The organism is Pseudarthrobacter phenanthrenivorans (assembly GCF_000813845.1).
In the GTDB taxonomy this organism is placed as follows: domain Bacteria; phylum Actinomycetota; class Actinomycetes; order Actinomycetales; family Micrococcaceae; genus Arthrobacter; species Arthrobacter phenanthrenivorans_B.
In genome coordinates this window covers 101,180-126,940 of record NZ_JWTB01000012.1, presented here as the reverse complement: position 1 = coordinate 126,940, position 25,761 = coordinate 101,180, and the positions used below count along the sequence as shown (strand labels likewise).

The window sequence follows — 25,761 nt, the reverse complement described above, 5'->3', positions numbered from 1 at the left end:
CTCCCCGCAGATCACGGTGCCAGACGCCGGGACGGCGGCACGGGAAGGAGCGGCATGGCCGGAGGCAGGAGAATGGGCGGCCCGCACTGGCGCCGGGTGCTGGCGACCCTCGGCAACGCCGATGCGAGAACCGCCTATGCGCAGATAGTGCTGGGAACCGCCCCGCCCGACGTCCTGGCCGGGGTCAAGGAGCACCGGCGGAACAAGGCGTTCGCCGCCCTGCTCGAGTCCGGTCTTGTGGAAGAGGATGGGCGCGGCGGCCTGCTGGCTGCGGACGCGGTCTTCCGGGACCTGCTCGCCCAGCAGCCCCGGCGGCAGCCGCGCACCGGCCTGGACAGGTTCCTGCGGCTGGGCCGGATTGAACAGTACCCGGCGAACGCCGCGGAACGGCGGGCGCTCCTGGCCAGGATCGCGGGCGAGGTAATGTCGCCCGGGGAACGGCTTACTGAGAGGCAGGTCAACGAACGGCTCCTCAGTTATACCGACGATGTGGTGCTGCTGCGCCGCTATCTGGTGGACTTCGGCCTGCTGCGGCGCACGGCTTCAGGTTCCTCATACTCGCTGGCGGAGTAGCGTCGGTGTGGTCCGGTCAGCGGATACCGGCCGCGCGAAGGGTCCGGGCCAGCTCACCCGCTGCGGAGTGGAGCGTCTCGACGGTCTCCGCGATGACTCCCTCGGTGGCAAGTTCCACCGGCATGGAGCAGCTCATGGCGTCGGTGCCTGGGATGCGGTACGGAACCACGACGCTCACGCAGCACAGGCCCACTGTATTCTGCTCCCATTCAATGGCATGGCCAGTCTTCCGAAAGTCAGCCAGCTCGGCCTGGAGCGCCGTGAAATCGGGGACGCTGTTCGGGGTCAGCCGGGCATAGGGACCATCGCCAATGCGCTGCCGGACCTCGGCGTCCGTATACTCGGCGAGGATGGCTTTGCCCAATGCCGTCACCTGGGCCGGCAGTTTGCGTCCCACCCGTGAGGACAGCCGGCGCCGGTCCACGGCCTGCCGCGTTGCAAGGTAGATGACGTCCGACCGGTCGATGCGCGCGTAGTGGGTGGTGAAGGTAGTGGCGTTGCGGACCTTCTCCAGGATGGCCGAAACGTGCTCCATGACCGGATCCCTGTCCAGGTAGGCCGTACCGCACAGCAGGGCATGCGTGCCTATCCTGTAAGCGCCCTCCGGTGTCTGCTCGATCCAGTTAAGCTCCAGGAGCGTCAGCAGCAGCCAGTGCAGGCTGGAGCGCGGATACCCTGTCTGCTTGAAGATCTCGGCAGTGGTCAGCGGCTGCGGGGCGGACGCCAGGAGCTCAAGGATGGCGATGGTCCGCTCTGCGGACTTGACCAGTTTGACGTCCCCGGGCGCTTCGCCCCGCGTGCCGGCCTGTACATCCACCGGTGCCATTACCGCTCCCCCTTTCGCCACACCGGACTGCAGCAGCTCACTTCGCGGCCAGGTGCGGGTAGTTGTCCATACCTACCCTATGGCCATCGCTGGCCCAAAACCCGCCAAGGAGGCCCGTTTCAGCATCCTCCCCGGAAGTATCGATTCCGTCGGCGTAGAGCTCCGCGTCGTCCTGAGGGTCGTACCCGATCCGCCTTCCGGCCTCAAGGTTCGCCCAGCCACGGGTATTGGCTGAAACAGCCCACACCACGTGATGGCCCGGGGCGCCGAGGTCGTTCAACGCCGCCTCAACGAGCCTGAATGAATCCGCCGGGGAGAGCCAGGAGCCCAGGGTCCTTGAATTGCCCGGGCGTGCGCCGCCGGTTCCTATCCGGGCGCTGACCACCTTCATGCGGTATTTGTCCGCGTACAGGCTGCCCAATGCTTCAACGGCCACCTTGCTGACGCCGTAGTAGGTATCCGGCCGTGGCGCGAGCACCCCATCCACCGCAGCATCCGAGAGGTTGTGGAACCCCACCGCGTGCGTGGAGCTGGCCAGCAGGACGCGTTCGACGCCGTTGCACCTCGCTGCTTCGAGGGCTACCTGGGTGCCGGTGATGTTGGTGGCGGCAATGTCCATCCAGTTCATCTCCCGGTGGAGGCCGCCCAGATGGACGAGTCCGGAGACGCCGCGCAGGGAGTCGTTCATGAAGTCCGGATCGGTTACCGACCCAACCATGGCTACTTCGGTGGGCCCAGGGTCCCGGGCCTCCACCAGGTCCAGAAGGCGCACCTCGTATCCCGCCGCGGCAAGGTAGGGCCGCAGCAAGGTGGCCATCATCCCGGCGCCACCCGTTATGGCGATCGCGCGTGCTTTCGGTGCTGCCGGCACTCTTCCTCCAATGGTTGACACCCTGTGATGCTAATCATACGCTCGTGAAGTACGTTTCACATAGTAGCAGCTGTTTATATATGTAAAAAGGAGAATCAAAGTGGATTCGAAGTTCAAGGCGCGCTCCCGGACAGTTCTGGCGGTGGCAGCCACCTCAGCCGCCCTGCTGACAGGCTGCGGCAGTGGGGCGTCAGCACCTGCTGCCAAGGACGACGGCCAACCCATCGAGGTCTGGGCGCGTGCCGGCACAGACGCCTCAACTACGTACGCGGCGCTGTTCAAGGAGTTCACCGCGAAAACAGGCGTCCCGGTCAACTTCCAGGGCGTCCCGGACCTCGACCAGCAGCTGCAGACCAGGGCCGCATCAAAGAAGCTGCCGGATATTGTGATCAACGACTCCGCGGCACTGGGCAACTACACGTCCCAGGGCTATCTGCAGAAAGTGGACAGGTCATCGGTGTCCGGCGGCGACAAGATCGCCGACTCATTGTGGACTGAGACGGTGGGCCAGGATGGGGCTACGTACGGCATTCCATTCTCACGCCAGACCATGGTGACTATGATCAGGAAGGACTGGCGGGAAAAGCTGGGGCTTCCGGTTCCGAAAACACAGGACGACCTCGCCGCGCTGGCCACCGCATTCGCCACCAAGGACCCTGACGGCAATGGGCAGGCGGACACCTTCGGTATGACCGTACCGGGATCCACCGAACGCGGATATCTGGGCTGGTGGGCCTCTTCGTACCTTTGGCAGGACGGCGGCGCCTACCTGAAAAACAACGGCAACGGAAAGTACACCGCCGCCGCCAGCAGCAGTGAAACCCAGCAAGGCGTTACCTGGATCAAGCAACAGTTCTGCACACCCGGCAATACGCAGCCCGGCGCACTGACGGCGGCCACCAGTGCCGCTTCACCCTTCTTCCAGACCGGAAAGACCGGCATCATCCTCACCGGCCCCTACAACTTCTCCTCCTTTGACACGGCGCTTGGCAAGGACAAGTACGAAGTCATCGAAGCCCCCAAAGGTTCGGTGGACAACACTGTCCTGGCCGAAGGCGAAAACATCTACGTCACGGCCACCAATGGCAAAAAAGACCAGACCAGGAAGGTTATTGACTACCTGGTGTCCGCCGACGGACAAAAAGCCGGCATGACCGCCGGCAAGCAGCCGGTTGTCCGCGTGCCCGTGAACTCCGACGTCGATGCTGCCGCGGTCTACAACGATCCCCGGTGGACCGTTGTCCAGGACGCCCTGAAGAACTCGTCGAAATCCTTCCCTTCGGCGATCAACTTCGTGCCGGTCAAGCAGGCTGCCGCCGAAGCCCTGAACAAGATCTTCTCGGACTGCGCGGCGGACAACGTGGCGTCAGGCCTGAAGGACCTTGACTCGGCCATCACCCACGAACTGACAAGCCAGAACGCCACGTCATGACCGCAACGCCAACGAAACCGGCAGGCCTGCTGGCCGCGGGGCCGGAGACGGGGACGGCGCCCACCCGCGGCAGGCGCCGCAACACGAAACAGGCCCTGGCCGTCTGGCTCTTCCTGGTGCCGGCCGCCGTCCTCGGTCTCTACTTTAAATTCATCCCCATGGCCGAAGGCATCCGGCTGAGCTTCTTCAAGGTCCAACCGTTCCTGGGAGACGTCTTCGTCGGCCTCGACAACTACGTTGCCGTGCTGACCGATGCGCGCTTCATGGAGGCCCTCGGACACACGGTGGTCCTGGGTGTCACCCAAACGCTCGGCGCACTGGTGGTCGGCTTTCTCCTGGCGCTGCTCCTCGAAGGGCAGGCACGGTCGCTGTGGATCCTCCGCACCACCATCTTCCTTCCCGTGGTCACAGCCCTGGCCGTGGTCGGCGAAATCTGGCGGCTCCTCTACTTCCCCACCCCTGACGGACCCCTCAACAGCATCCTTGGGTGGCTGGGACTCGGTCCGCTGCAGTTCCTCAACGGCACGGACACGGCACTCTGGTCCATCGCCGTCGTGGGTATCTGGAGCGGTGCACCCTACAACATGGTGATTATCCTCGCCGGGCTGACCGGGGTGGACCGCTCCCTGTACGAGTCCGCGGGAGTAGACGGGGCCACAATCTGGCAGCGCCTGCGGTACATCACCCTGCCCGCCCTCCGTCCCTCGCTGGTGATCGTCCTGACCCTGGCCGCCATCCGCAGCCTGCGCAGCTTCACGGAAGTGTACGTGCTGACAGGCGGCGGGCCGGCCGGCTCAACAGAGGTATGGATGACCCGCATGTACTCCCTGGGCTTCCAGCGGAACGATATTGGCGTAGCCTCCGCTGCCGCAGTCCTGCTTCTGGTGGTCACCTTGCTCCTGACCGTCGGAACCCAACTCCTGGCCAAGAGGAAGGCAGCACGATGAGCCAGACACTGACCCGAAAGAACCCGCGCGCAGGCAGGCCGTCATCCGCCGGCGCCAGGTTCGACACCGCCCTGGGCTGGTCCCCCCGCTTCGGGCCCAACATGGTCCTGCGCGTCCTCCTCTGCGCCCTGGTGTTCTGCATCTTCGCCCTGCCGTTTATGGCCGTCATCTCCGGCGCCTTTGACCGGAATTCCAGCCCGACTGAGATATCACTGCTCCCCAAAACTTTTACGCTGCAGAACTTCCAGGCAGCGCAGCAACAAGGTCTTTGGGGCTACTTGCTGAACTCGCTGGTGGTCGCCGGCGGCGGACTCCTGCTCCAAATGACCGTCTCCGTATTCGCCGCCTACAGCCTCAGCCGCAAAAAATTCCGGGGACAGGCCCTGGTCCTCCTATTGGTCCTGATGACCATGATGCTGCCCGAGGAAATCATCGGAATCCCGCTGTCCCTGGTGCTGGGCGACCTCCCGCTGCTGGGCATCAGCCTGCGGGGAACAGTCCTCGCCGTCATCCTGCCCGTAGGCATCTGGGGATTCTCCATCTTCATCATGAGCGAATTCATGAAGGAGATTCCCGCAGAAATCGAGGAGGCAGCCCGTCTTGACGGCGTGGGTGAATTCCGCATGCTGTTCACCATCATCCTGCCACTGTGCAAGCCGGCGCTGGGTGTGATCGGGATCTTCGGATTCATGATGGTCTGGGACCAGTACCTCCTCCCCCTCATCGCGGCCAATGATCCCGGCGACTACACACTCACCGTGGCATTGTCGGTACTCCGCAATGACACCACCGTCGGACCCGGCGTGCTGTTGGCCGGAGCACTGATGGCCATGATCCCCAGCCTCCTGGTGTACCTCTTCCTGCAACGCTCCATGATCCGCGGCATCACCTCGGGCGCCACCAAGGGCTAGGGACGGCCAGGCCTCCCCCAGCCCCACCACGAAAGAACTCTCATGAAAACCAGTTCCACTATTCCTGCCGCCGCAGCAGCCACCGCGGCTGACCTGGCCATAACCGACGTCACCATCACTCCCATCGCCTTTTCCGATCCGCCGCTGCTGAACGCCGTCGGAGTCCATGAGCCCCTGGTGCACCGGGTGGTTATCGAACTCCGCACCGCCAACGGGCTCCTGGGCCTGGGCGAATGCGCCGGCGGCCAAAGCCGCCTGGACAACCTTGCCGCCGGCGCCAACGCCATCAAAGGCATCAGCGTCTTTGAGACCTCCAGGATGGAACAACTCATCAACAAGGCACTGGACCCAAACCTCTCCGCCTTCGAACGGGCAGCCGTCTTCTCCGCCTTCGAAGTCGCCGCCCTGGACATCCAGGGGCACGCAACCGGCCGCACCGTCAGCGAACTGCTGGGCGGAACGGTACGTGACGAGGTTCCCTTCAGCGCCTACCTCTTCTATAAGTGGGCCGAACATCCCGCACTCGATGGACGACCGGCCATTACCGATGGCTGGGGGGAGGCGCTTGACCCGGAGGGCATCGTCGGCCAGGCACAGCGCATGATCCGCGAGTTTGGGTTCAAATCCATCAAACTGAAGGGCGGAGTCTTTCCGCCGGCCCAGGAAATCGAAGCAATCCGCGCTTTGCGGGAAGCATTTCCGGACCTTCCCCTCCGGCTGGACCCCAACACCGCATGGACGGTGGAGACGTCCGCGTGGGTGGCAGCCGAAACTGCGGGCCTGCTTGAGTACCTGGAAGATCCGACGCCGGGCCTGGAGGGTATGGGCCAGGTTGCGGCTGCCGCCCCCATGCCCCTCGCCACCAACATGTGCGTCGTGGCCTTCGAGCACATCAAGAAAAGTGTGGAACTCGGTTCCGTCCAGGTCATCCTGGGCGACCACCACTACTGGGGCGGCCTCCGCCACACCCGGGAACTGGGCGCCATCTGCGAAACCTTCGGCATAGGACTGTCCATGCATTCCAACTCCCACCTCGGCATCAGCCTCGCTGCCATGGTCCACGTTGCCGCGGCCACACCCGCCCTGACCTACGCCTGCGACACACACTATCCCTGGAACGGACATAACGACGTGGTCAAGCCCGGCGCCCTGAAGTTCATTGACGGCAGCGTCCGGGTACCCGCCGGCACCGGCCTTGGCGTGGAACTGGACCGGGAGAAGCTGGCCGAACTTCACCAGCAGTACCTGGACGCCCGCATGACGGCCCGGGACGACACTGGCTACATGCAGCGTTTTGTCCCGGATTTCACGGCCGCCCTCCCCCGGTGGTAGCTGCACGGCCGCTGCAGGTTACCGGCTATCTCTATCCCTGGGACGTGCTGGGCGACCCGGATGCGGTGGCCTGGGTCAGGGACACCGGCGTGGACCGTGTGGCGCTTGCCGCCGCTTACCATTCGGTGCGGGCTGGAACCCCCCGGCATCCCGGCCGCCGGGTGGTGGACGCCCGCTCCGCAGCACTTTATGTGCCCCCGGGCCAGGCCTTCGCTGGCCTGCGGCTGGCGCCGGGCAGCGGCGCGGAGTGGACCGGGACGACGAACGCATTCGGTGAGGCGGCAACCGCCCTCCAGGCGGCAGGTCTGCCCGTGGACGCCTGGACGGTGTTAACGCACTCCAGTGCCGCGGGCGGAAACAACCCCGACCTGTGCGTCCGCAATGCCTTCGGCGAAGCCTACAGGTACGCGTTGTGCCCCTCCCAGCCTCAGGTCCGGTCCTACGCCGCCGGCCTGGTCCGCCAGGTCCTGGAGCTGGGACAGCCGGACGGACTGATTCTCGAGGCGGCGGGCCCGTTGGGTTTCAGCCACCAGAACCGGCACGAGAAAACCGAGGGCGCAGAGTATTCGCCTTGGGTCCAGGCCCTGCTGTCGCTGTGTTTTTGCGATGCCTGCAAAGACGGCTATGAGTCCCGGGGGCTTCCTCCCGGGGAATACCAGCATCAGGTGAAACTGGCGGTCCTGCACGCCGAGGATCCGGCCATGACGCCGGCTTTTGCGTCGGGAGCCCAGGATTTCCTTCCGCTGCTGGATGCCCGATGGGATGCCACGGCGATGCTTCTGGATGAATGCCTGGCAGTCATCCAGGCCACTGGGTCTTTTCCCCGGGTCTCCATCCACACCACACCGGATCCGTGGAGCACGGGTCCGTTCGTCCCCTTTGAGGCGGTTGGCAGGAGCCATTTTCGGAGGCACCTGCGCGACGTGACCGCCGTCGTGCCCTGCTGGGGTGGCGCGCACGAGGCCGCCGGGACGGTGGAAGCCATGGCGGGCGCCTACGATGTCCGCGTGGGCGCCTATGTGCTCGCGTTGCCGCCGAAAGCGTCCGACGGCGGCACTTTGGCCCGTGAATGGGGCACCTTGGCTGGGGCTGGCGCGGGCGAACTGCACGTGTATCACCTGGGGCTGGCGTCGAACCGGCGGCTGGCCGCCCTGTCCGAAGCCGTTAACATCGTGCGGGGTGAGGCTGGGAAGTGACCTGAATCCACGGCTAGTCTTGAGCCAAAGTTGCGGCGAATGTGGGCTCGCGTTTAGGAATGCGGCCTACCTTAGAGGCAAGATCCCGCCGCTGGGGCGGGGCCTTACCAAAGAGGACAGGGCCGGCGGCACCGCATCCGGGAGACCGGGGATGCAGCCCCCCAAACCGCCGCCGGCCCATCCTTCTGTTCCAGACGGCGCCCTGCACGGGGTCTGCCATAACCACCCCAGACAGGCAGGCGGGTATTCAGCCGGGCACCGTGAAGTAGCCTGCGGGATTATCGGCTCCCAGCAGGTCGTGGTGGAAGGCGATGGCATCCACGGGCCGCGTGTCCACAAAAAGCACAGCTACCGTTTGCGAATGGACGATGGTGTACCTGGCAGGGCCGTCCAGCCAGGAATGGATGCCAGTGAACTCCTCAACGAACAATCCGTCACCGAGCAGCCCCCGCTCCTCGAGCAGGTCGTAGACAACATTCCAGGCGAGATCCAGTAATTCATGGATCGCCGCTTCCACCGTAGGAGCCGTCATGCCTCCATCGTCCTCCCGGGCGCCAACGGGACCGCGGACAAAAGCGGGCGTGTCCTAAGCGGATGGTTGCTTCAAAGGGAGGGCATGGGGACCATGGAGGCGTGGGAACAAAAGGCATCCGGACCGGCGTCGCACTGACCCTGTGCCTGCTGGTTCCGCTGACGGGAACAACCGGATGTGCCTACGACTACCCGGACCCGGCACATACACCGACAGCTGGGCCCGACGACACAGCCACAACTGAAGCGCACCCCATGACGGTGACCCCCAGGCAACCTCCCGACCCCCAGGTCCTTGGCCGCGGGGAGCGGAACTACCAGGACCTCAAGGACCTTCTGGGGGCCGTGCCGGGGCCGACCCTCCTCCTCGAGCAGGGCCCACTGGACGGCCCTGAGCGGGGCTTCGGCGGCAAGGAAAAGGTGTCCGAGGCAGGCCGATACACGGTCACTGCCGCCTGCATAGGCGCCCCCAACGCCAAGATCTTCATCCGTCAGGAGAATCCCACTGTCACGCTCTGGCCCGTCGAGCTCACCGTGGACTGCCCGGGAACCGCGTCAGAAATCATCACCCTTCAGCAGGGCTATGTTTCCGCGCACCTATCCCTGCCCCAGTCCGACGAAACACCGTGGACGGGAGCAGTGGGCGGAGTACTGTTGACCGGCAGCTGACTCCCGCTTGGCTGCCCATCTTCCCAAGGAGCGCATCGAACGACCTGTCCCGCGCATGGAGGCAGGTGTCAGTCGAGCAGGCCCTCCAACTCCGGAAGTCGGCCGAACAGGGCCGCGAGGCCGGTCACTCCGTTGCACACAGACTCGTGCGACAGCGCGAGCGAAGGACCGGTGGGCGCCTCGACACCGGCGAGGCACCGCAGGATATTCCACCGCATATGCCCCAGCCAACCGCCGATCATGTACACGAACCAGCTTGGACCTGGCCGCGGCAGCACTCCACCCCCCGCCACGTAGCCGTCAAGGACGGAGCGGAAGATGCCGGGCCTGATGTCATCGACGCCAGGTCCTTTCGCGAGGCCCAGCGCGGTGGAACCGAGCTCGCCGGACAGGTCGAGCATCCCGGCGAGCTCCCAGTCGAGCACCACGGGCCGGCCCTCCCGGGCCAGCAGGTTCCACGGTTGGATGTCCCTGTGGGTCAGCACGACGGGGCCTGGCCGTTCGCAGGCGTCGACGAAATGGGCAATCGCGTCGAAGGTCCCCACCTGGGAGGCCAGCCCGTCTGCCCACGGCTGTCCGGTCGCCGCCGCCCGCGCCGCGAGCTCGGACCAATCCCGTGGCGCGTGGTCCTCGAACGGCGTCGAGGTCCACGGGACGTCGAGCGCATGGATACGGGCGAGGACCTCACCGATTTCAAAGGCATACGCCGCGGACACCGGCGCTTCGGGCACCGTCTCACCTTCCACCCATCGGTGGACGAGCGTGGAGTGGCTGGCCGAGACCGGCTCCGGCATCGGAATGCCGGCAGCGAAGGCGGCCCGCTCAAACCTGAACACGTCCTCAACCCGATACGTCCAACGGCGGTCGTGAAGGTTCAGCTCCTTCACGGCGAACGACCCCTGGTCGGTATCGAGCCGGTACATCCGGTTGGCGAAGCCGCCGTGGACCCGAGTCATCGGCCCGATCGGTGCACCGAGATGCGAAAGGTTCACCCATCCATTTTAGGAGCGGACGGCCTTCAGGTGCTTGCGCGACACATGCTAAGCATGCTTATGATGGATCCAGTCGGATGGGGATGCGACTGCGAGGGGAATCGAAAGGGTGCGCTCAGCGAACGGGGCGCACCCTTTCCGCATCCTGGGACCAACCACCCGTTAGGAGCTTATATTTTCGAGCTGACAGTGCGGAGTTTCACCCGTTTCTCCCAGTCCTTCAGTCCTAGACTTTCGCCATGCACCCCTTAGCGGCGATCTGCCTGGTGTTCCTCACCGGGCTTGCCTGGATGGGCACCATCCTGACCTTGCTGGTTGCCTTGGCCAAAACCCGCCGACGGCCGCCTGCGGACGTCAGGAGCCGGAAAATCCAAGGGGCCGATGAGAGGGAATCCCAAACGTCGCTGGGCGCCTCCTGAGAAGACCCCTACGTCGCGGGAACCTTGCGCCGACTCCCCCACGGCCGGGCGTCGGGTACTACAGTGGTTGCATGGCTGCCAGCCGAAAACCGCTCGATGACCTGCGCGAAACCATCGGCCATCTGGCCGATCAGCTCAAGCTGCCCGGCTCGGAGCGGGTGGACGACCTGGTCGGTGATCTTATCGGTACAAGGCCAGGACCGGCCCGATCGCTGTCCGAACTGCAGGCCGAGCTCGACGCGCTGGTCGGGCTGGAAACGGTGAAGGAACAGGTCCGGGCCCTCGTCGCACTACTCCAGGTCCAGGCACGCCGTAAGGCGCACGGCCTGCCGGAGGTGGCCACGTCACAGCATCTGGTATTCCTCGGAAACCCGGGCACGGGCAAAACCACCGTGGCTCGGCTCCTGGCCGAGATGTACCGTGCAGTCGGCCTGCTGCAGAAGGGCCACCTGGTCGAGGTGGACCGTTCGGGCCTGGTGGGGCAGTACGTCGGCCAGACCGCCATCAAGACGGACCGGGTGATCCGGCGCGCCTTGGATGGTGTCCTGTTCATCGATGAGGCCTACGCGTTGGCCCCCGAGGACGGCCGGATGGATTTCGGCCCGGAGGCTATCGAGGTCCTGCTGAAGCGGATGGAAGACCACCGGCACCGTCTGGTGGTGATCGTGGCAGGTTACCCGGCGCTGATGGAGTCCTTCCTGCTCTCGAACCCCGGCCTGCGCTCCCGCTTTGCCCGGGAGATCACCTTTCCCGATTACTCCGTGGACGCACTCCAGACGATCTTCCACCAGATGCTCGCCCAGCACGAGTACATGTTGGAGCCGGGTGCGGACCACATGCTCCGCCGTATCTTCACCGGGCTCCACGCGGGCGAAGACTCCGGCAACGCCCGGTTCGCCCGCACCTTATTCGAGCAGGCGCTCAACCGCCAAGCGCTGCGGTTGTCGCGCGATGAGGAACAGAGCCTGGACGCGCTCGACCGCGAGGCCGTGATGACGCTTACCGCTGACGACATCGTCGAGGCCGCACTGGCCCTGGGCGAGGAGCCGGAGCCGGAACCGACGCCGGAACCGGAGCAGCCGCGCTGGTGGCGCTGGCTGGTCTAGCGGCTGCTTCCCGGCTCAGCGCCCGGCTCCCCCGATGGTTCAAGCAACCACGCCATTGCTTTGTCCGCAGATGTGAAATACCGGATGGGAAACCCGGCCGGCAGGAGAGGCAAGCGGAACATGGCGACCACCCGATCCACGGGAGAAGAGCCCAAGAGCGCCATACGGGAGACGCTGGACGGGTCAGGAAAGACTTTTCGAGCGGCTGCCGAGTGGGTCACACCCTGGATTTCGACCAGCATCGGCAGCCTGTTGCCACGCCCCAGGGCGGAGATCGCTTCAAGAGCGGCCCTCGCTACGTCAATGCCGACGTATGCCCCCCGCTTCCAGCGCAGGATAAGGACGCCATTGGACAATTCCATGGTGCCTTTGCCTTTGATGTCCACCGTGCTCATGCCGTTAGCGACCCGCGCAGCCTCTCTGCGAGGTCTGTGAGGGATTCCCGCCACTCGGGTTCGTCGGCGTCGTCCCACAGCTCGGCCAGCTCGGACCTTTCCCCCGCAACCCGTTCGACCGCTTCCAGCGCCATTTCCACGTCCTCGGGGGTGATTTCCGCCCCGTGGGCTGTCACCCAGTCAGCGACGTTCTCCGGGAGCTCTCCCAGTGGGTTGCCCTGGCTGGCTGAGGCAACTTCCGCGGCGGCGACAGCAACCGCCCCTTCCGGCGCCTCGACGTATCTGTCACTCACCTGCGAAAGCGCCTTGCGGATGACGTCCGCACCGCCGGCCTCGAGTTCGTCCAGCCAGTCCAGCGCGTCGTCGTTCTCAAACGGCAGGTAACCCCATGCGCCCATCATTGCCCTTTCGGTATCTGGTTGCTGGCACCAATATGCCAGACGATACAAGATGCTCGTCACTCGCCACGATGAGGCGGGCGTGCCCGAGCCCACCCGTTGGTTCGATAGCCGCTACTGTCCGGAACCGTGTGGCGCGGTTCTTGTGCGCGATACTTCTCCGTCACGTCGACCAGTCATACAATTTAGGAGCTGGGACGGCGGTGCCGTTGCAGGTCTGGCCGGATGTGGTGCCGCAAGCGGCCAAAATCTGTCATCTCGTCCCGAGCAGCTGCCGCAATGAAAACGAAAAGTCCCTACTGGATGCTGGCGACCCTTGCTGCCGTCCTCCTTGTGCCTGGCTGTACCTATTCCACCGATGAGCCCGCGCCGTCATCAAGCTCACCGAGCCCCTTCGCTTTTCTGGAAAATCAGGTCGAGCTGTTCCTCGACGAGGGGGCGGCGGCCGCCGTCGTCCAGATCCGCTGGCCCGAGGGCGAGTGGTCGAAGGCCTATGGCGTCCGCGATCTTGAATCCAGAACGCCCGCGCAGCCAACGGACCGGATACAGATCGGCAGCGTCACTAAAACGATGACAGCGGTGGCGGTGTTGAAGCTCGTAGAGGACCATCTCATCGATCTCGACGACCCTGTCAATGACGTGATACCTGGATTCACGTCGGCGCTCAAGCCGCCGGCGCCAATTACCGTCAGGCAGCTGCTCAGTCATACGTCCGGCATGCCCGAGGTCAACGAGGCGGGGCCACAGGATGTCGACTTCCGCCCATTGATCTCCCAAAAGCTGACAATGGAGAGTGGGTTGAAGTTGGCTGGGACTCTCCCCTGGCCCGCAGCCAGCGTCGGAACTTTCAAGTACTCGAATACGAACTACCTTGCCCTCGGCCTCCTGATACAGGAACTTCGGCACGAGCCGTTCACCCAGGTCATGCAGGAGGAGGTCTTTGAACCGCTCGGGTTGAAGAATACGAGCCTGAAACCCGTCGACCTCACCGTGCCCGGACTTCTCCACGGATATGCCACCATCCGAGGAGAGCGGGTAGACGTCACGGACAACACCGCTTGGGCGGGTAACCCGGCTGGAGGGGCGACGTCCACTGTCGAAGACGTGAATCGTTTTATGTCCGCGCTCTTCACCGGCCGGGCGGTCTCGTCGGCATCGCTGAAGGAAATGAAGACCAGCCCTGGTTTCGCGCCCTACGGGTTGGGCATGTGGGAGCATGCGGACGGGTGCTCCAAGGAGTCGAGATACGAGGGTCTCGGCTCGCTCTGGGGCCATCAAACGACAGCCGTCAGCAGCGCTGATGGGCGGTACCAGGCAACGATGACCGTGACGGTGCCACCGTTGCCGACCGGACTCGAGGACCCAGCCAGTGAGGAGAAGCGCAGTTTCTTGAACCGTCGGATGGAGTCGACTCTCAACGAGGCCCTGGATCGCCTCTGCAAGCCGGCAGACTGATGAATCACGCCCATCCCTATCTGACAAATAGAAAATGACGGCCTTCGCGGACCCTGGAACGTGCGGACAGATCTACCCCACGGCAGTCCCCGGATGTCGGCTAGTTCATTTAGGGATTCGAGCCACGCTCCAGGGACACAGAGGGGTGTTGCCAAACCGGGAAGAGTGATGAAATCGCGCTGTCTACGGACGGAGATCTAACCTATCCCGCCTCCTCCGACTGGTCCTACCCAGCCACTGAACTCCCCTCCTCCTCTTTGGCGCTCATCATCGTCCTTTCCGCAGCGGAGGCAGCGCTTATACAAGCTGCCGTCTTCGGCGTGTTCAACGTGCCATTTATGGCTGATATTCAGCTTGCACAACAGAACCCCAAACATGGCCTACTCCGATCCGTGCAGTGAGCTGCTCTGCAATCTAATGATGGCCCTGCTTCACTCCGGCCGGCACCGGCAAATACTGGCCCTTCATCGGTTTCAGGACCAGCAGGAGCAAGCCTCAGCCAGGAAAGGTGACGTGGTTGGCGGGATGGTTGCCGCCAAGTAGGTCGTGGTGGAACATGTTTGCGTCCTCAACCAGATCGTCGGCGACATTTCCAGGTGACCATCCATGAGTTTGAGGATGGTCACCTCCATGGTTTGCGATTGCTACTGCATTCCCCGTTTGGGCATAGCGGTCGAGTTGAGGTCCTGGCCCCGGGACAAGGGGATCACAGGATGCCCGCCGCCGCGTTTCGCTTTCGATGATCTTGCTGCCGCTGGTGCATTACTGGGTAACAAGGAGGCACCAATAGAATGTCAGACCCACCTTTCATAATGAACACATGGCAAGCGAAGCGGTGGTTGAGGCTTTTGAGGTGATCGACACCGCCATAGCCCTGCTCCGCACAGAGGTTAATCAGTCCCGTTACGGGAATCCCTCAGCGGCTGATCCACTGGCCGCCGTCGCTGACGCCTGTCTGGACATCCTGGCCGGGGTTGCACGTACGGAGGCCCGGGTCGCGGCCTTGAAATCGGCGGCAGTTGCTACGTACGCCGACTCCGCACGCTCCGCGGCTCCAGCCGGCAGGCCGGTTCAAGCGCAGGAAATGGCCATCGCTGCGGAGGTGGGGTGTGTACTCGCCATCGGCGACCGGGCAGCGGGCGCTCTACTGGCCCAGTCCTATGCCCTGTCAACGTCCCTGCCACGAACCATGGCAGCCCTGCATGCCGGGAACGTGTCGTGGCATCACGCCCGAGTGATGGTGGACGAAACCGCAACCCTTGACTGCGAGGCCGCAGGGGCACTGGAATCACACTTCCTCCACCCGGACGTATGCAATGCTGACGGCAACTGCCCGGCTGGTGAGATGCCAGCCTATAGATTCCGGCGGAAAGTCAGGATCTGGCGGGAACGCCACCATCCGGACAGCATCGAGAAACGGCACATCAAAGGTGCACAGGACCGATTGCCTGGAATACGCCCCGGAACAGGATGGCATGGCCCGACTATCGGCTTACCTTCCCGCCGACCAGGCAAATGCGATCTGGAACCGATATACCGCCATCGCCCGCGGTCTGCAAGGTCCCCACGAAGACAGGACCCTCACGCAACTACGCGTAGACGCGTTCGCAGCGGCAGCCCTCCGACACGGTGGCGGCGAAACGGGTGCCGGGATGGGGGCATCCGGCAATGCCGAGGTCCCCACCCCCAGGACGGAAGTACTGGTTACCGTTCCAGTCTTCTCCCTGCTGGGGTTAACCGAAGAACCGGCGATGCTGGATGGGTACGGTCCCATTCCTCCTTCAATGGCACGGAAGCTTGTAGCCAATGGGGCGGACTCATTCCATCGGGTCCTCGTGGATCCAAGGGACGGGGCACCCTTGGAAATCGGCCGCACGAGTTATCGGCTCACCAAGCCCATCAGGAACTGGCTGCGGCTGCGCGACGGAAAATGCCCCTTCCCCGGCTGCAGCAACCATTCCCTCGACAATGAGGCAGATCACCTCCTGGCCTGGCACCACGGCGGATCCACCGGGATCAGCAACCTGGGACAGCCCTGCCCCAAACATCACAGGCTCAAACACGTCGCTGGTTGGAAACCAACGAGTGCGACCAAGGATGGGCCGCCCGGCTGGATCTCACCCTCAGGGCGCATTTACAAAAGCGAACATCAGGACTGGGAACCAGCCCAATGGCCGCCTTCAGTCCGGCCACGAGGTGGACAACGGCAACCGCCTTACCCACGCATGCCCACGAAGCCGGACGGGACAGTGGACCATCTTCACTGACCACCCTCCGTGGGAGAAGAATGCCTGCACGCGTTTCCCAGTGCTGGATAGGCTCCCAACGGACCGCGCGGACGGCTGGGTTTCATCGGCGTTCCGAGGGTCGCAGGATGGTGTTCGCTGGCGCCTGCAAGCCCCTGGATCCTGAAAAGCACAAGGGACCCTGCACTCGACGTGCAGAGTCCCTTGTTCACAGATACGAAGATATGGGGAGGATTCTAGAAGTCCCAGTCCTCATCCTCGGTGTTCACGGCCTTGCCGATCACGTAGGAGGATCCGGAGCCGGAGAAGAAGTCGTGGTTCTCGTCCGCGTTCGGGGACAGGGCCGAGAGGATCGCGGGGTTCACGTCGGTGACGGATGCCGGGAACATCGCCTCGTAACCCAGGTTCATCAGGGCCTTGTTGGCGTTGTAGTGCAGGAACTTCTTGACGTCCTCGGCCAGGCCCACGCCGTCGTACAGATCGTGCGTGTACTGGACCTCGTTCTCGTACAGCTCAAAGAGCAGTTCGAACGTGTAGTCCTTGATTTCCTGGCGGCGCTCCTCGGACACGGTCTCCAGTCCGCGCTGGAACTTGTAACCGATGTAGTAGCCGTGCACGGCCTCATCGCGGATGATCAGGCGGATCAGGTCAGCCGTGTTCGTCAGCTTGGCGCGCGAGGACCAGTACATGGGCAGGTAGAAGCCCGAGTAGAACAGGAAGCTCTCCAGCAGCGTGGAGGCAACCTTGCGCTTCAGGGGGTCGTCGCCCTGGTAGTAGTCCATGACGATCTGCGCCTTCTTCTGAAGGTTTTCGTTCTCGGTGGACCAGCGGAAGGCTTCGTCGATCTCCTTGGTGGAGGCCAGCGTGGAGAAGATCGAGGAGTAGCTCTTGGCGTGCACCGACTCCATGAACGCGATATTCGTGTAGACGGCTTCCTCGTGCGGCGTCAGCGCATCCGGGATGAGGGAGACCGCGCCCACCGTACCCTGGATGGTGTCCAGCAGGGTCAGGCCGGTGAAGACGCGCATGGTGAGCTGCTGCTCGGCCGGCGTCAGGGTGTTCCAGGACTGGACATCGTTGGACAGCGGCACCTTCTCGGGCAGCCAGAAGTTGTTGACGAGTCGGTTCCAGACCTCCACGTCCTTGTCGTCCTGGATGCGGTTCCAGTTGATGGCCTCGACGTGGCTCAGAAGCTTGACCTTCTCGGTCATGTCATCCCCTCATTGTTGGGTGGTTCTCTAAGTTAAAGCGTACGACGGCGGGCGGTTGCCCGCCGTCGTACGCTCACGATTCGATTGAAACTACAATCAAAGGGCGCAGCTCACGCAGCCCTCCACCTCAGTCCCTTCCAGCGCCATCTGGCGGAGGCGGATGTAGTAGAGCGTCTTGATGCCCTTGCGCCAGGCGTAGATCTGGGCCTTGTTGATGTCGCGGGTGGTTGCGGTGTCCTTGAAGAACAGCGTCAGGGACAGGCCCTGGTCCACGTGCTGGGTGGCAGCGGCGTAGGTGTCGATGATCTTCTCGTAGCCGATCTCGTACGCATCCTGGTAGTAGTCCAGGTTGTCGTTGGTGAGGTACGGGGCCGGGTAGTAGACGCGGCCGATCTTGCCTTCCTTGCGGATCTCGATCTTGGCAGCCACCGGGTGGATGGAGGACGTCGAGTTGTTGATGTAGGAGATCGACCCCGTGGGCGGGACAGCCTGCAGGTTCTGGTTGTAGATGCCGTGCTCCATGACGGAGGCCTTCAGCTCGCGCCAGTCATCCTGGGTGGGGATGTGGTGGCCCGCGAAGAGTTCGCGGACACGCTCGGTCTCCGGGAGCCATTCCTGCTCGGTGTACTTGTCGAAGAACTCGCCGCTCGCATACTTGGAGTTCTCAAAGCCGCCGAACCTCTGGCCGGTCTCGATGGCCAGCCTGTTGGACGCCTGCAGGGCGTGGAACAGCACCGTGTAGAAGTAGATGTTGGTGAAGTCCAGGCCTTCTTCGGAGCCGTAGTGGACCCGCTCCCGTGCCAGGTAGCCGTGCAGGTTCATCTGGCCCAGGCCGATTGCGTGGGACTTCGCGTTGCCCTCGGCCACGGACGGCACCGAGTTGATGTAGGACATGTCCGATACCGCGCTGAGCGCGCGGATGGCCGTTTCGATGGAGGCACCAAAGTTCGGCGAATCCATGGTCTTGGCGATGTTCATCGACCCGAGGTTGCAGGAGATGTCCTTGCCCACGGTCTGGTACGTCAGGTCCTCGTTGTACAGGGACGGGGTGGAGACCTGCAGGATCTCGGAGCAGAGGTTGCTCATGGTGATCTTGCCGGCGATCGGGTTGGCCCGGTTCACCGTGTCTTCGAACATGATGTACGGGTAGCCGGATTCGAACTGGATCTCGGCGAGGGTCTGGAAGAACTCACGGGCGCTGATCTTGGTCTTCTTGATCCGCGAATCGTCCACCATCTCGTAGTACTTCTCGGTGACCGAGACGTCGGAGAAGGGCACGCCGTAGACGCGTTCGACGTCGTACGGCGAGAACAGGTACATGTCCTCGTTCTTCTTGGCCAGCTCAAAGGTGATGTCCGGGATGACGACGCCCAGCGAGAGGGTCTTGATGCGGATCTTCTCGTCCGCGTTTTCCCGCTTGGTGTCCAGGAACCGGTAGATGTCCGGGTGGTGGGCGTGCAGGTACACGGCCCCGGCGCCCTGGCGGGCACCCAGCTGGTTGGCGTAGGAGAAGCTGTCTTCGAGGAGCTTCATCACGGGGATGACACCGGAGGACTGGTTCTCGATCTGCTTGATGGGCGCGCCATGCTCGCGGATGTTGGTCAGCGACAGGGCCACGCCGCCGCCGCGCTTGGAGAGCTGCAGCGCGGAGTTGATGCCGCGGGCAATGGACTCCATGTTGTCCTCGATGCGCAGCAGGAAGCAGGAGACGAGTTCGCCACGCTGGGCCTTGCCGGCGTTGAGGAAGGTGGGCGTCGCCGGCTGGAAGCGGCCGTCGATGATTTCATCCACCAGGCGGCTGGCAAGTTCTTCGTTGCCACGCGCCAGGTGCAGCGCCACCATGCACACGCGGTCCTCGTAGCGCTCCAGGTAGCGCTTGCCGTCGAACGTCTTCAGCGTGTAGGACGTGTAGAACTTGAAGGCGCCCAGGAAGGTCTCGAAGCGGAACTTCTTCTTGTAGGCGCGGTTGAACAGCTCACGGATGAAGTTCATCGTGTACTGGTCCAGCGTCTCGCGCTCGTAGTACTGGTTCTTCACCAGGTAGTCGAGCTTCTCTTCCAGGTCATGGAAGAACACGGTGTTGTTGTTTACGTGCTGCAGGAAGTACTGGTGCGCGGCCTCGCGGTCGGCGCCGAACTGGATCTCGCCGTTGGGACCGTAGAGGTTCAGCATGGCGTTCAGCTCGTGGTAGCCCAGGCCCTTGTACGCGGCCGGCATCTCGGGCTTCTGTGCCCTGGTTACTTCTGTGTCTGCGACAGTCGTGTCCAAAACGTGTCCAATCCTTGGTTGACCCGGGTCACGTCGTCTGGCGTGCCCATTAATTCGAAGCGGTAGAGGTGCGGAACCCTGCACTTGGCAGCGATGATGTCGCCTGCCATGCAGTAGTTGTCGCCAAAATTCGTGTTGCCGGCGCCGATCACGCCGCGGATCAGCTGCCTGTTCTGCGGGTTGTTCAGGAACCTGATGACCTGCTTGGGGACGGAGCCTTCTCCCCCGGTGCCGCCGTAGGTGGGGACCACCAGCACATAGGGCCGGGTGGCGAGAAGGGGCGCGTCCTTGGCAAACAGTGGAATCCGGGCCGCGTCGCGGCCCAGCTTTGCCACGAAGCGGCTGGTGTTCTCCGATGCGGAGGAGAAATAGATGAGCCGGCTGTCGGTCACGGCCTCCAGCGGCCGGGCCGGCCCGCTGCCATCGAGTGGCAGGGCCGGCGGGGAGGCCTCCACACGCTGAGCCGCGTGGATTCCGGCAGCCGAGTGGATCAAATCAGCCGCAGGGCCCTGCTGTACTGCTGGTGCCGCGATGGATGTCACCTCAGCTGGTTGTTGGTTGCCGGCAGAAAGAGGGGACTTCCTAGGCGACGGAAGTAACGGCAGAAAGGGCCAGTTCCTCGATCTTGTCCGGGCGGAAACCGGACCAGTGGTCCTGGTCGGTGACCACAACGGGTGCCTGCATGTAGCCCAATGCCTTCAGGCGCTCGAGTGCCTCGGCGTCCTGGGAGATGTCAACGCTCTGGTAGGTGATGCCCTTCTTGTCGAGCGCCCGGTAGGTGGCGTTGCACTGAACACAAGCAGGCTTCGTGTAAACCGTTACGGTCATTGTCGCTGTCCCCTTAGTCGAAATCTTCGGCTGGTCCGGTGTCCCGGCCCAAGCTGTATGTAGATACTACATGTAGTGCAGACGCCTCTTTGGAACCCCAAGATGATGTATTACAAGTATGTCATTTAATGCACCGTTAATCCACAGGCAGGGGCCTTCAAAATGTCCGTGATCCCGGCGTTTTTGCGGACGGAATCCACATGCTGTGGAGTACTTAGCCACAATTAAGGCTTCCGCGTGTCGTGGAAAAGACGGCGTGTCGCACCCGTCCGCGGACAGCCCAGGGCAGCAAAAAAGGGGGCTCCGGGTGACCCACGGAACCCCCTCGGGTGAGCAAACGCACCCCCGGCTGTGCCTTACAGGATGGCCGGCCTGCTGCAGAGGATCTGCTCCACGCCCATCCGGCCCTCCGCGAAGCTGCGGAGTGCCCCCACCAGGTAAAGCCGCCACACCCTGACCACTTCGGCGCCCATCATGGCTTCGGCCCGTTCCTGGTTCCGGCTGAACGTGGCGTACCAGGCCTCGAGGGTGCGGACGTAATGGCGCCGCATCCCTTCCACCCCCTCGATTTCCAGGCCCGCGTCCTCGAGGAAGCCAAGGGTTTCGCCCACGGGACGCATATGCATGTCCGGGGCAATGAACGACTCGATGAACGGGCCGCCGCCCGGGTGCCTGCCGCGCCGGGACATCTGCTGGACCAGCACCTTGCCGCCGGGCACTACATTGTTGAACAGCGCCTTCGCGTACACGGGGTAATTCTTCTGGCCCACGTGCTCGCCCATCTCCAGGGAGGCAACGGCATCGAATGGCCCGTCCGGGACCTCGCGGTAGTCCTGGACCCGGATGTCAACGCGGCCTTCAAGCCCGTACTCCCTGATGCGGGCGTCGATAAATGCCTTCTGTTCGACGGACAGCGTGACACCCACCACCGACACGCCATAGTGGCGCGCGGCGTGCAGGCTCAGGGATCCCCAGCCGCAGCCGACGTCCAACATGCGCGTACCGGGGGCCAGGCCGATCTTGCGGCACACCAGGTCCAGCTTGTCCCGCTGGGCATCCTCCACCCCATAGCCTTCGCCCGGTTCACGCAGCCAGTACCCGCTGGAGTAGGCCATCTGCGGATCCAGGATCAGGCCGTAGAAGTCGTTGCTGAGGTCGTAATGGTGGCTGATGGCGGCACGGTCACGGACCAGGCTGTGCAGGCGTCCCGTTACCTTCGCCTGCGTGGCGGGCGCCGCCGGCGGCGCCCCCAGCGCACCGGCCGCGCGGGCGATCCGGCCGATACGGGCCAGCACCGCAGGGGTTGGGCGGACTCCGGACAGCCGGCGGTGGCGCACCACCTCCCACAGCTGCTGCAGGGCGGAATTGAGGTCACCGTCGATGTCCAGTTCGCCGGTGACGTACGCCTGGGCTGCGCCCAGTTCGCCCGGTGCCCACAGCAGGCGGCGGATGGCATTGGGGCTGTTGAGCCGGACCACGGGCGCCCCGGCCGGACCGGCTTCGGAGCCGTCCCATACCTTCAGTCGGACGGGAAGCTCACCGCCCACCACGGGCCGCAGCGCCTCGGCAATGGTTTCCGCGAGCGCCGCCGTCATTTGGCGGCTCCCGTACCGGGCAGGGTCTTCTTCCGGTCAAGGACGATCTGCTGCACGTCGAGGTATCCGGAGGCAAAGCCTGCCCGGGAGTAGCAGAGGTAGAACAGCCACATCCGCTGGAAGACGGCGTCAAAGCCGAGCCCGGCCACCTCGTCCTGCCGTTCCATGAAGCGTTCCTCCCACAGGCGCAGCGTCTCGGCGTAGTGCTCCCCGAAGGCAAACCGTTCACGGACCTGCAGGCCCGTCTGCTTCTCGGTGATGTCCTCGATGGCGCGCACCGAGGGGATGACCCCGCCGGGGAAGATGTACTTGTGGACCCAGGTGTAGCCCGTCCGGGTGGCGAGCAGGCGGTCGTGCGCGATGGTGATGGCCTGGATTGCCACCTTGCCACCGGGAGCCAGGACGCGCTCGATGGTCTGGAAGTAGGTGGCCCAGTACTGGTAGCCCACGGCCTCGATCATCTCGACGGACACCACGGCGTCGTACTCCCCTTCCACGGCCCGGTAGTCCTTGAGGTCGATGGTCACAGCGTCCGTGTAGCCGGCGTCGGCAACGCGTTTCCGGGCCAGCTCCTGCTGCTCGCTGGACAGGGTGACCGAGTAGACGGTGGCTCCACGGGCGGCGGCGCGCAGCGCCAGCTCACCCCAGCCGGTGCCGATCTCCAGCACCCGCGTTCCGGGTCCGACGCCGGCCTTGTCCAGCAGGCGGTCGATCTTGGCCTGCTGCGCGGCGGCGAAGCCATCGCGCGTGGGGTGCCCGGGTGAACCGTTGCGGGTGGGAAACAGCGCACTGGAGTACGACATGGTGGGGTCGAGGAACGTCTCGAACAGTTCGTTGGACAGGTCGTAGTGCCGGGAGATGTTGGACCGGGTGTTTTCGGGAGAGTTGCGCTCGCTGCGCGGCTGGCGGGGAAGGAACAGGGCCCTGAGCTTCTGGAGGTATCCGGGAACCAGGGTTCCGGCCGTTGCGGCGAAGACCTCCAGGACGGCCGTCAGGTTTTCGGCACCCCAGTCCCCTGCCATGTACGCCTCGCCGAAGCCGATAAGCCCGCCGTCCCCCAGCCGGCGCGCGAAATCGTCCGGGCGGTGGATGGTCATGACCGGGACAACGCTTCCTGCCGGTGCGGAGCCAAGGACCTGCCCGTCGGGGTACCGGACCTCGAGTGGAAGGCGCCGGACGGCGGCCTTGAAGATGCCCTCCGCAACCCGGGCAGCGATTCCGGCCTTGAGGCCGTCCGGGACGGTGGCGATCCCGGGCCAGACCGCGGGGTCGATGACGGCGGGGGCCTGGGGCACGGTGTACGGAACGCTCCCGTCCACGGCTGCAGCGGTTCCATTGTCGTCGGTCATTGTCATTGAACTGCCTCCTGTGAGGTGTGGTGTGGCCTGGCAACGACGGGAAGGCGTCTTGCCCAGAGTTTAATGCCCTGCACCCTGATCAGGGCGGATACCAGCAGCGGCGCGGCCGGGACGCGGATGGCTGCTGCCAGGATGTTGCGGACGGTGGCCGGGTGCCGGCGCCCGTCCATGGTGGCGACGAAGGGCCGGTGCCCTTCCCGCTCAAGGATGATGGACACCGCCAGCCGGTCTCCGGGTGCCGGAAGCTTCATCCGGTACTGCCCGTCGACGTCGTTAAAAGGTGAAACGTAGAACGCCTTCGGCACTGAGGCGCGCCCGGCGGCGTCGGTCCGCAGCAGGTAGCAGTGCCGCTCGCCGTAGGTGTTGTGGACCTCGGCCACCACGCACTGCAGTTCCCCGCTGGACCGGTAGCACCAGAACAGCGTGAGCGGGTTGAAGACGTAGCCGAAAACCCTGGCGCTGGTAAGCATGTGGATGGGGCCGCCGTCGGGCTCAATGCCCTGGCTCCGCAGGTAGCGCTCCACGTTGGTCCGGAAGCCGGCGGCGGGGTCACCCAGGTGGTCCCCGGCGCGGAAGACGGCCAGCGGCCGCAGCAGGAACGGCAGGCGCGGAAGGTCATCCACGTCCACGAACCAGCTGTAGCTCCGGTAGGTGAATGCATTCTTCAGTGGGGAACGCCGTACGTGTGAAATGGACGTGCGGTAGATCGCGGCGCGCATGGTCATGCAGGTTCGGCGGCCAGCAGGTCCCGCTCCCCCTCGCCGCTGGCAGCGCCGGGGGCATGGAGTGCCGGCCAGGTGCGGCCGAGCCTTTCGGCGGCACGTACCCCGGAGAGGGCGCCGTCCTCGTGGAAGCCCCAGCCAAGGTAGGCCCCGGCGTAGGCGATGCGGTTGTCGGCCAATGCCGCGATGGCCTGCTGGGCCTGGAGCGATTCGGGGGTGTACTGCGGGTGTTCGTAGACCATCCGCTCCAGCACGGCGTCGTCGGCAATGAGTTCCGATTCGCCCAGGCTGACCAGGTAGGGCCGCCCGTCGGCCGGCCGGAGCCGCTGGAGCCGGGTCAGGTCGTAACTGACCAGGACCTTATCGGGGCGGGCATCGCAATCCGGAAGCCGGTAGTTCCAGGACGCCTTGGCGTTGTCCGAGCCCGGCAGGACTGCCGGGTCCTGGTGGAACACCGTGTGGTTCACCGAGTAGGGCATTCCGCCCAGGGCTTCCTTCTCCTCCGGAGTGGCGTCGGCCAGGAACCCGAGTGCCTGCGCCGGATGGGTGGCAATCACGACGGCGTCGTACTCTTCCAGCCCGTTGGCCGTTGCCAGTTCCACACCATCCGGGGTGCGCCGGATGGCGGTCACCGGGGTGTTGAGGCGGACGTCGGCCAGGGTCGCGGCGAGCTTCTCCACGTACCGGGCTGAACCGCCGGTTACCGTCCGCCATTGCGGCGAACCCTTCACGCCGAGCATGCCGTGGTGGCCGAGGAACGTGAACAGGTAGCGTGCCGGATAGGCCAGGGCGGTGGTCGGGTCACAGGACCAGACAGCGCTGACCACGGGGGTCATGAAATGGGAGATGAAGTAGGGGCTGAACTTTTCCCGTTCAAGGAACGCGCCAAGCGTCAGTTCCGGTACTTGCACGCCGCCGCTGACGGCCGACGGCGGCGCGGCCTTCAGCAGTTCCCTCGCCTTCCGGTAGAAACGGGTGACCTCCAGCAGCATCAGCAGGTAGCGTCCACGCAGCAGGCTTGAGGGCCGGGCGATGATGCCGCGGGCTCCTTCACGGGCGCCGGCGTACTCCAGTCCGCAGCCGTCACAGCGGATGGACATGCTCATTTCCGAGTCCTGGGTTTCCACGCCGAGTTCGGCGAACAACCGCAGCAGGGTGGGGTAGGTCCGTTCGTTGTGCACGATAAAACCGGTGTCGACGCCGATGACGCTGCCGTCAGGCTGCTGCATGTCATGGGTGTGGGCATGGCCGCCCAGCCGCGAATCCGCTTCGAACAAGGTGACGTGGTCCTGGCGGTTCAGTACGTAAGCGGCCGTTAAACCTGCCACGCCGCTGCCGATGACGGCCACGCGTCGCGGTCCGCCTGCGCTTCCTGCTGGGTTGGGTGACATTCATGCTCCTCTGCTGAACATTTGCCGCTGTTGCCGGGTATACAGAGGACTATTCGGTGCGGCACCGGCAACGGATGGGTGCAGTACTG

Annotated in this window: 24 protein-coding genes and 1 pseudogene; 11 read left to right on the top strand and 14 right to left on the bottom strand. The window is 64.2% G+C overall.

From position 1 onward, the window contains the following. The first annotated feature begins 54 nt into the window (after positions 1-54). Positions 55-573 (top strand): DUF2087 domain-containing protein, encoded by a 519-nt coding sequence (locus RM50_RS06625; RefSeq protein ID WP_052260009.1) that lies wholly within the window; start codon positions 55-57, stop codon positions 571-573. Positions 574-589: 16 nt separating this feature from the next. On the opposite strand, the gene RM50_RS06620 is transcribed toward RM50_RS06625, so the two are convergent. Both RM50_RS06620 and RM50_RS06615 read right to left on the bottom strand, forming a co-directional pair. Beyond that, positions 590-1,399, bottom strand: a complete 810-nt coding sequence (locus RM50_RS06620; protein ID WP_043451077.1) for an IclR family transcriptional regulator — start codon at positions 1,397-1,399, stop codon at positions 590-592. A gap of 37 nt (positions 1,400-1,436) precedes the next feature. Further along, a complete protein-coding gene (locus RM50_RS06615) occupies positions 1,437-2,291 on the bottom strand; it encodes an NAD-dependent epimerase/dehydratase family protein (RefSeq protein WP_276202733.1) in 855 nt (284 codons plus the stop codon). Positions 2,292-2,370: 79 nt separating this feature from the next. On the opposite strand from RM50_RS06615, the gene RM50_RS06610 reads away from it, so the two are divergent. From RM50_RS06610 to RM50_RS06590, 5 genes are read left to right on the top strand one after another with little or no spacing between them, the layout of a single operon-like run. Beyond that, positions 2,371-3,702 carry an ABC transporter substrate-binding protein gene (locus RM50_RS06610; RefSeq protein ID WP_043451074.1) on the top strand — a complete coding sequence of 444 codons (1,332 nt, stop codon included), beginning with the start codon at positions 2,371-2,373 and terminating at the stop codon, positions 3,700-3,702. Next, on the top strand, positions 3,699-4,649 hold the full coding sequence (locus RM50_RS06605) for a carbohydrate ABC transporter permease (protein WP_043451073.1): 951 nt from the start codon (positions 3,699-3,701) through the stop codon (positions 4,647-4,649). Before RM50_RS06610 ends, RM50_RS06605 begins: the two co-directional genes overlap by 4 nt. Further along, on the top strand, positions 4,646-5,560 hold the full coding sequence (locus RM50_RS06600) for a carbohydrate ABC transporter permease (RefSeq protein ID WP_043451071.1): 915 nt from the start codon (positions 4,646-4,648) through the stop codon (positions 5,558-5,560). The genes RM50_RS06605 and RM50_RS06600 overlap by 4 nt, the downstream gene beginning before the upstream one ends. Positions 5,561-5,602: 42 nt before the next feature. Further along, the gene (locus tag RM50_RS06595; protein ID WP_052260007.1) at positions 5,603-6,892 is read left to right on the top strand and encodes a glucarate dehydratase family protein; all 1,290 of its coding nucleotides are present in this window, start codon (positions 5,603-5,605) and stop codon (positions 6,890-6,892) included. Then, positions 6,886-8,088: a hypothetical protein gene (locus RM50_RS06590; RefSeq protein WP_052260006.1), complete on the top strand. Its 1,203-nt coding sequence runs from the start codon at positions 6,886-6,888 to the stop codon at positions 8,086-8,088. Before RM50_RS06595 ends, RM50_RS06590 begins: the two co-directional genes overlap by 7 nt. A 247-nt stretch (positions 8,089-8,335) precedes the next feature. Here RM50_RS06590 and RM50_RS06585 read toward each other — a convergent pair whose 3' ends face one another. Continuing rightward, the gene (locus tag RM50_RS06585) at positions 8,336-8,620 is read right to left on the bottom strand and encodes a hypothetical protein (protein ID WP_043451070.1); all 285 of its coding nucleotides are present in this window, start codon (positions 8,618-8,620) and stop codon (positions 8,336-8,338) included. A 101-nt stretch (positions 8,621-8,721) separates the two neighbouring features. On the opposite strand from RM50_RS06585, the gene RM50_RS06580 reads away from it, so the two are divergent. Continuing rightward, on the top strand, positions 8,722-9,288 hold the full coding sequence (locus RM50_RS06580; RefSeq protein WP_052260005.1) for a hypothetical protein: 567 nt from the start codon (positions 8,722-8,724) through the stop codon (positions 9,286-9,288). Positions 9,289-9,356: 68 nt separating this feature from the next. Here the strand turns inward: RM50_RS06580 and RM50_RS06575 are convergent, their stop codons facing one another. Next, positions 9,357-10,280, bottom strand: a complete 924-nt coding sequence (locus tag RM50_RS06575; RefSeq protein ID WP_043451069.1) for a phosphotransferase family protein — start codon at positions 10,278-10,280, stop codon at positions 9,357-9,359. Positions 10,281-10,519: 239 nt separating this feature from the next. Here RM50_RS06575 and RM50_RS06570 point away from each other — a divergent pair, with 239 nt between their 5' ends. After that, positions 10,520-10,699, top strand: coding sequence for a hypothetical protein (locus RM50_RS06570; protein ID WP_043451067.1), 180 nt, complete (start codon positions 10,520-10,522; stop codon positions 10,697-10,699). Between the two features lie 71 nt (positions 10,700-10,770). Further along, positions 10,771-11,805, top strand: a complete 1,035-nt coding sequence (locus RM50_RS06565) for an AAA family ATPase (protein WP_043451065.1) — start codon at positions 10,771-10,773, stop codon at positions 11,803-11,805. On the opposite strand, the gene RM50_RS06560 is transcribed toward RM50_RS06565, so the two are convergent. Then, a complete protein-coding gene (locus tag RM50_RS06560) occupies positions 11,802-12,200 on the bottom strand; it encodes an STAS/SEC14 domain-containing protein (RefSeq protein ID WP_052260004.1) in 399 nt (132 codons plus the stop codon). The genes RM50_RS06565 and RM50_RS06560 overlap by 4 nt on opposite strands. Beyond that, positions 12,197-12,598: a DUF4259 domain-containing protein gene (locus tag RM50_RS06555; RefSeq protein WP_043451153.1), complete on the bottom strand. Its 402-nt coding sequence runs from the start codon at positions 12,596-12,598 to the stop codon at positions 12,197-12,199. The genes RM50_RS06560 and RM50_RS06555 overlap by 4 nt, the downstream gene beginning before the upstream one ends. Before the next feature lie 279 nt (positions 12,599-12,877). On the opposite strand from RM50_RS06555, the gene RM50_RS06550 reads away from it, so the two are divergent. Both RM50_RS06550 and RM50_RS20330 read left to right on the top strand, forming a co-directional pair. Beyond that, positions 12,878-14,053 (top strand): serine hydrolase domain-containing protein, encoded by a 1,176-nt coding sequence (locus tag RM50_RS06550; protein ID WP_043451064.1) that lies wholly within the window; start codon positions 12,878-12,880, stop codon positions 14,051-14,053. Between the two features lie 820 nt (positions 14,054-14,873). Continuing rightward, positions 14,874-16,320, top strand: a pseudogene (locus RM50_RS20330) (DUF222 domain-containing protein). 215 nt (positions 16,321-16,535) lie between these two features. On the opposite strand, the gene nrdF reads toward RM50_RS20330, so the two are convergent. The 8 genes from nrdF to RM50_RS06510 form a co-directional block, all read right to left on the bottom strand. Continuing rightward, on the bottom strand, positions 16,536-17,510 hold the full coding sequence (gene nrdF / locus RM50_RS06545; RefSeq protein ID WP_043451063.1) for a class 1b ribonucleoside-diphosphate reductase subunit beta: 975 nt from the start codon (positions 17,508-17,510) through the stop codon (positions 16,536-16,538). A 96-nt stretch (positions 17,511-17,606) separates the two neighbouring features. Beyond that, positions 17,607-19,727, bottom strand: a complete 2,121-nt coding sequence (gene nrdE / locus RM50_RS06540; RefSeq protein ID WP_043451061.1) for a class 1b ribonucleoside-diphosphate reductase subunit alpha — start codon at positions 19,725-19,727, stop codon at positions 17,607-17,609. A 20-nt stretch (positions 19,728-19,747) separates the two neighbouring features. After that, entirely contained in the window at positions 19,748-20,212 is a 465-nt protein-coding gene (gene nrdI, locus RM50_RS06535) for a class Ib ribonucleoside-diphosphate reductase assembly flavoprotein NrdI (RefSeq protein ID WP_156133849.1), read from the bottom strand. A gap of 148 nt (positions 20,213-20,360) precedes the next feature. Further along, positions 20,361-20,606: a glutaredoxin-like protein NrdH gene (gene nrdH / locus RM50_RS06530; protein WP_043451057.1), complete on the bottom strand. Its 246-nt coding sequence runs from the start codon at positions 20,604-20,606 to the stop codon at positions 20,361-20,363. Positions 20,607-20,962: 356 nt separating this feature from the next. Further along, entirely contained in the window at positions 20,963-22,201 is a 1,239-nt protein-coding gene (locus RM50_RS06525; RefSeq protein ID WP_043451055.1) for an SAM-dependent methyltransferase, read from the bottom strand. After that, positions 22,198-23,556, bottom strand: coding sequence for an SAM-dependent methyltransferase (locus RM50_RS06520; RefSeq protein ID WP_082007003.1), 1,359 nt, complete (start codon positions 23,554-23,556; stop codon positions 22,198-22,200). Before RM50_RS06520 ends, RM50_RS06525 begins: the two co-directional genes overlap by 4 nt. Then, positions 23,553-24,284, bottom strand: a complete 732-nt coding sequence (locus RM50_RS06515) for a DUF1365 domain-containing protein (protein WP_043451053.1) — start codon at positions 24,282-24,284, stop codon at positions 23,553-23,555. Before RM50_RS06515 ends, RM50_RS06520 begins: the two co-directional genes overlap by 4 nt. Next, the gene (locus RM50_RS06510; RefSeq protein ID WP_052260002.1) at positions 24,281-25,672 is read right to left on the bottom strand and encodes an NAD(P)/FAD-dependent oxidoreductase; all 1,392 of its coding nucleotides are present in this window, start codon (positions 25,670-25,672) and stop codon (positions 24,281-24,283) included. The genes RM50_RS06515 and RM50_RS06510 overlap by 4 nt, the downstream gene beginning before the upstream one ends. Between the last annotated feature and the right edge of the window lie 89 nt (positions 25,673-25,761).

Excerpts from the sequence above, each read along its gene's own strand:
- RM50_RS06625 (WP_052260009.1), top strand. The coding sequence starts at position 55 with ATGGCCGGAGGCAGGAGAATGGGCGGCCCGCACTGGCGCCGGGTGCTG.
- RM50_RS06620 (WP_043451077.1), bottom strand. The coding sequence starts at position 1,399 with ATGGCACCGGTGGATGTACAGGCCGGCACGCGGGGCGAAGCGCCCGGG.
- RM50_RS06605 (WP_043451073.1), top strand. The coding sequence starts at position 3,699 with ATGACCGCAACGCCAACGAAACCGGCAGGCCTGCTGGCCGCGGGGCCG.
- RM50_RS06600 (WP_043451071.1), top strand. The coding sequence starts at position 4,646 with ATGAGCCAGACACTGACCCGAAAGAACCCGCGCGCAGGCAGGCCGTCA.
- RM50_RS06595 (WP_052260007.1), top strand. The coding sequence starts at position 5,603 with ATGAAAACCAGTTCCACTATTCCTGCCGCCGCAGCAGCCACCGCGGCT.
- RM50_RS06585 (WP_043451070.1), bottom strand. The coding sequence starts at position 8,620 with ATGACGGCTCCTACGGTGGAAGCGGCGATCCATGAATTACTGGATCTC.
- RM50_RS06570 (WP_043451067.1), top strand. The coding sequence starts at position 10,520 with ATGCACCCCTTAGCGGCGATCTGCCTGGTGTTCCTCACCGGGCTTGCC.
- RM50_RS06565 (WP_043451065.1), top strand. The coding sequence starts at position 10,771 with ATGGCTGCCAGCCGAAAACCGCTCGATGACCTGCGCGAAACCATCGGC.
- RM50_RS06560 (WP_052260004.1), bottom strand. The coding sequence starts at position 12,200 with ATGAGCACGGTGGACATCAAAGGCAAAGGCACCATGGAATTGTCCAAT.
- RM50_RS06555 (WP_043451153.1), bottom strand. The coding sequence starts at position 12,598 with ATGGGCGCATGGGGTTACCTGCCGTTTGAGAACGACGACGCGCTGGAC.
- RM50_RS06550 (WP_043451064.1), top strand. The coding sequence starts at position 12,878 with ATGAAAACGAAAAGTCCCTACTGGATGCTGGCGACCCTTGCTGCCGTC.
- nrdF (WP_043451063.1), bottom strand. The coding sequence starts at position 17,510 with ATGACCGAGAAGGTCAAGCTTCTGAGCCACGTCGAGGCCATCAACTGG.
- nrdE (WP_043451061.1), bottom strand. The coding sequence starts at position 19,727 with ATGCCGGCCGCGTACAAGGGCCTGGGCTACCACGAGCTGAACGCCATG.
- nrdH (WP_043451057.1), bottom strand. The coding sequence starts at position 20,606 with ATGACCGTAACGGTTTACACGAAGCCTGCTTGTGTTCAGTGCAACGCC.
- RM50_RS06525 (WP_043451055.1), bottom strand. The coding sequence starts at position 22,201 with ATGACGGCGGCGCTCGCGGAAACCATTGCCGAGGCGCTGCGGCCCGTG.
- RM50_RS06520 (WP_082007003.1), bottom strand. The coding sequence starts at position 23,556 with ATGACAATGACCGACGACAATGGAACCGCTGCAGCCGTGGACGGGAGC.
- RM50_RS06515 (WP_043451053.1), bottom strand. The coding sequence starts at position 24,284 with ATGACCATGCGCGCCGCGATCTACCGCACGTCCATTTCACACGTACGG.
- RM50_RS06510 (WP_052260002.1), bottom strand. The coding sequence starts at position 25,672 with ATGTCACCCAACCCAGCAGGAAGCGCAGGCGGACCGCGACGCGTGGCC.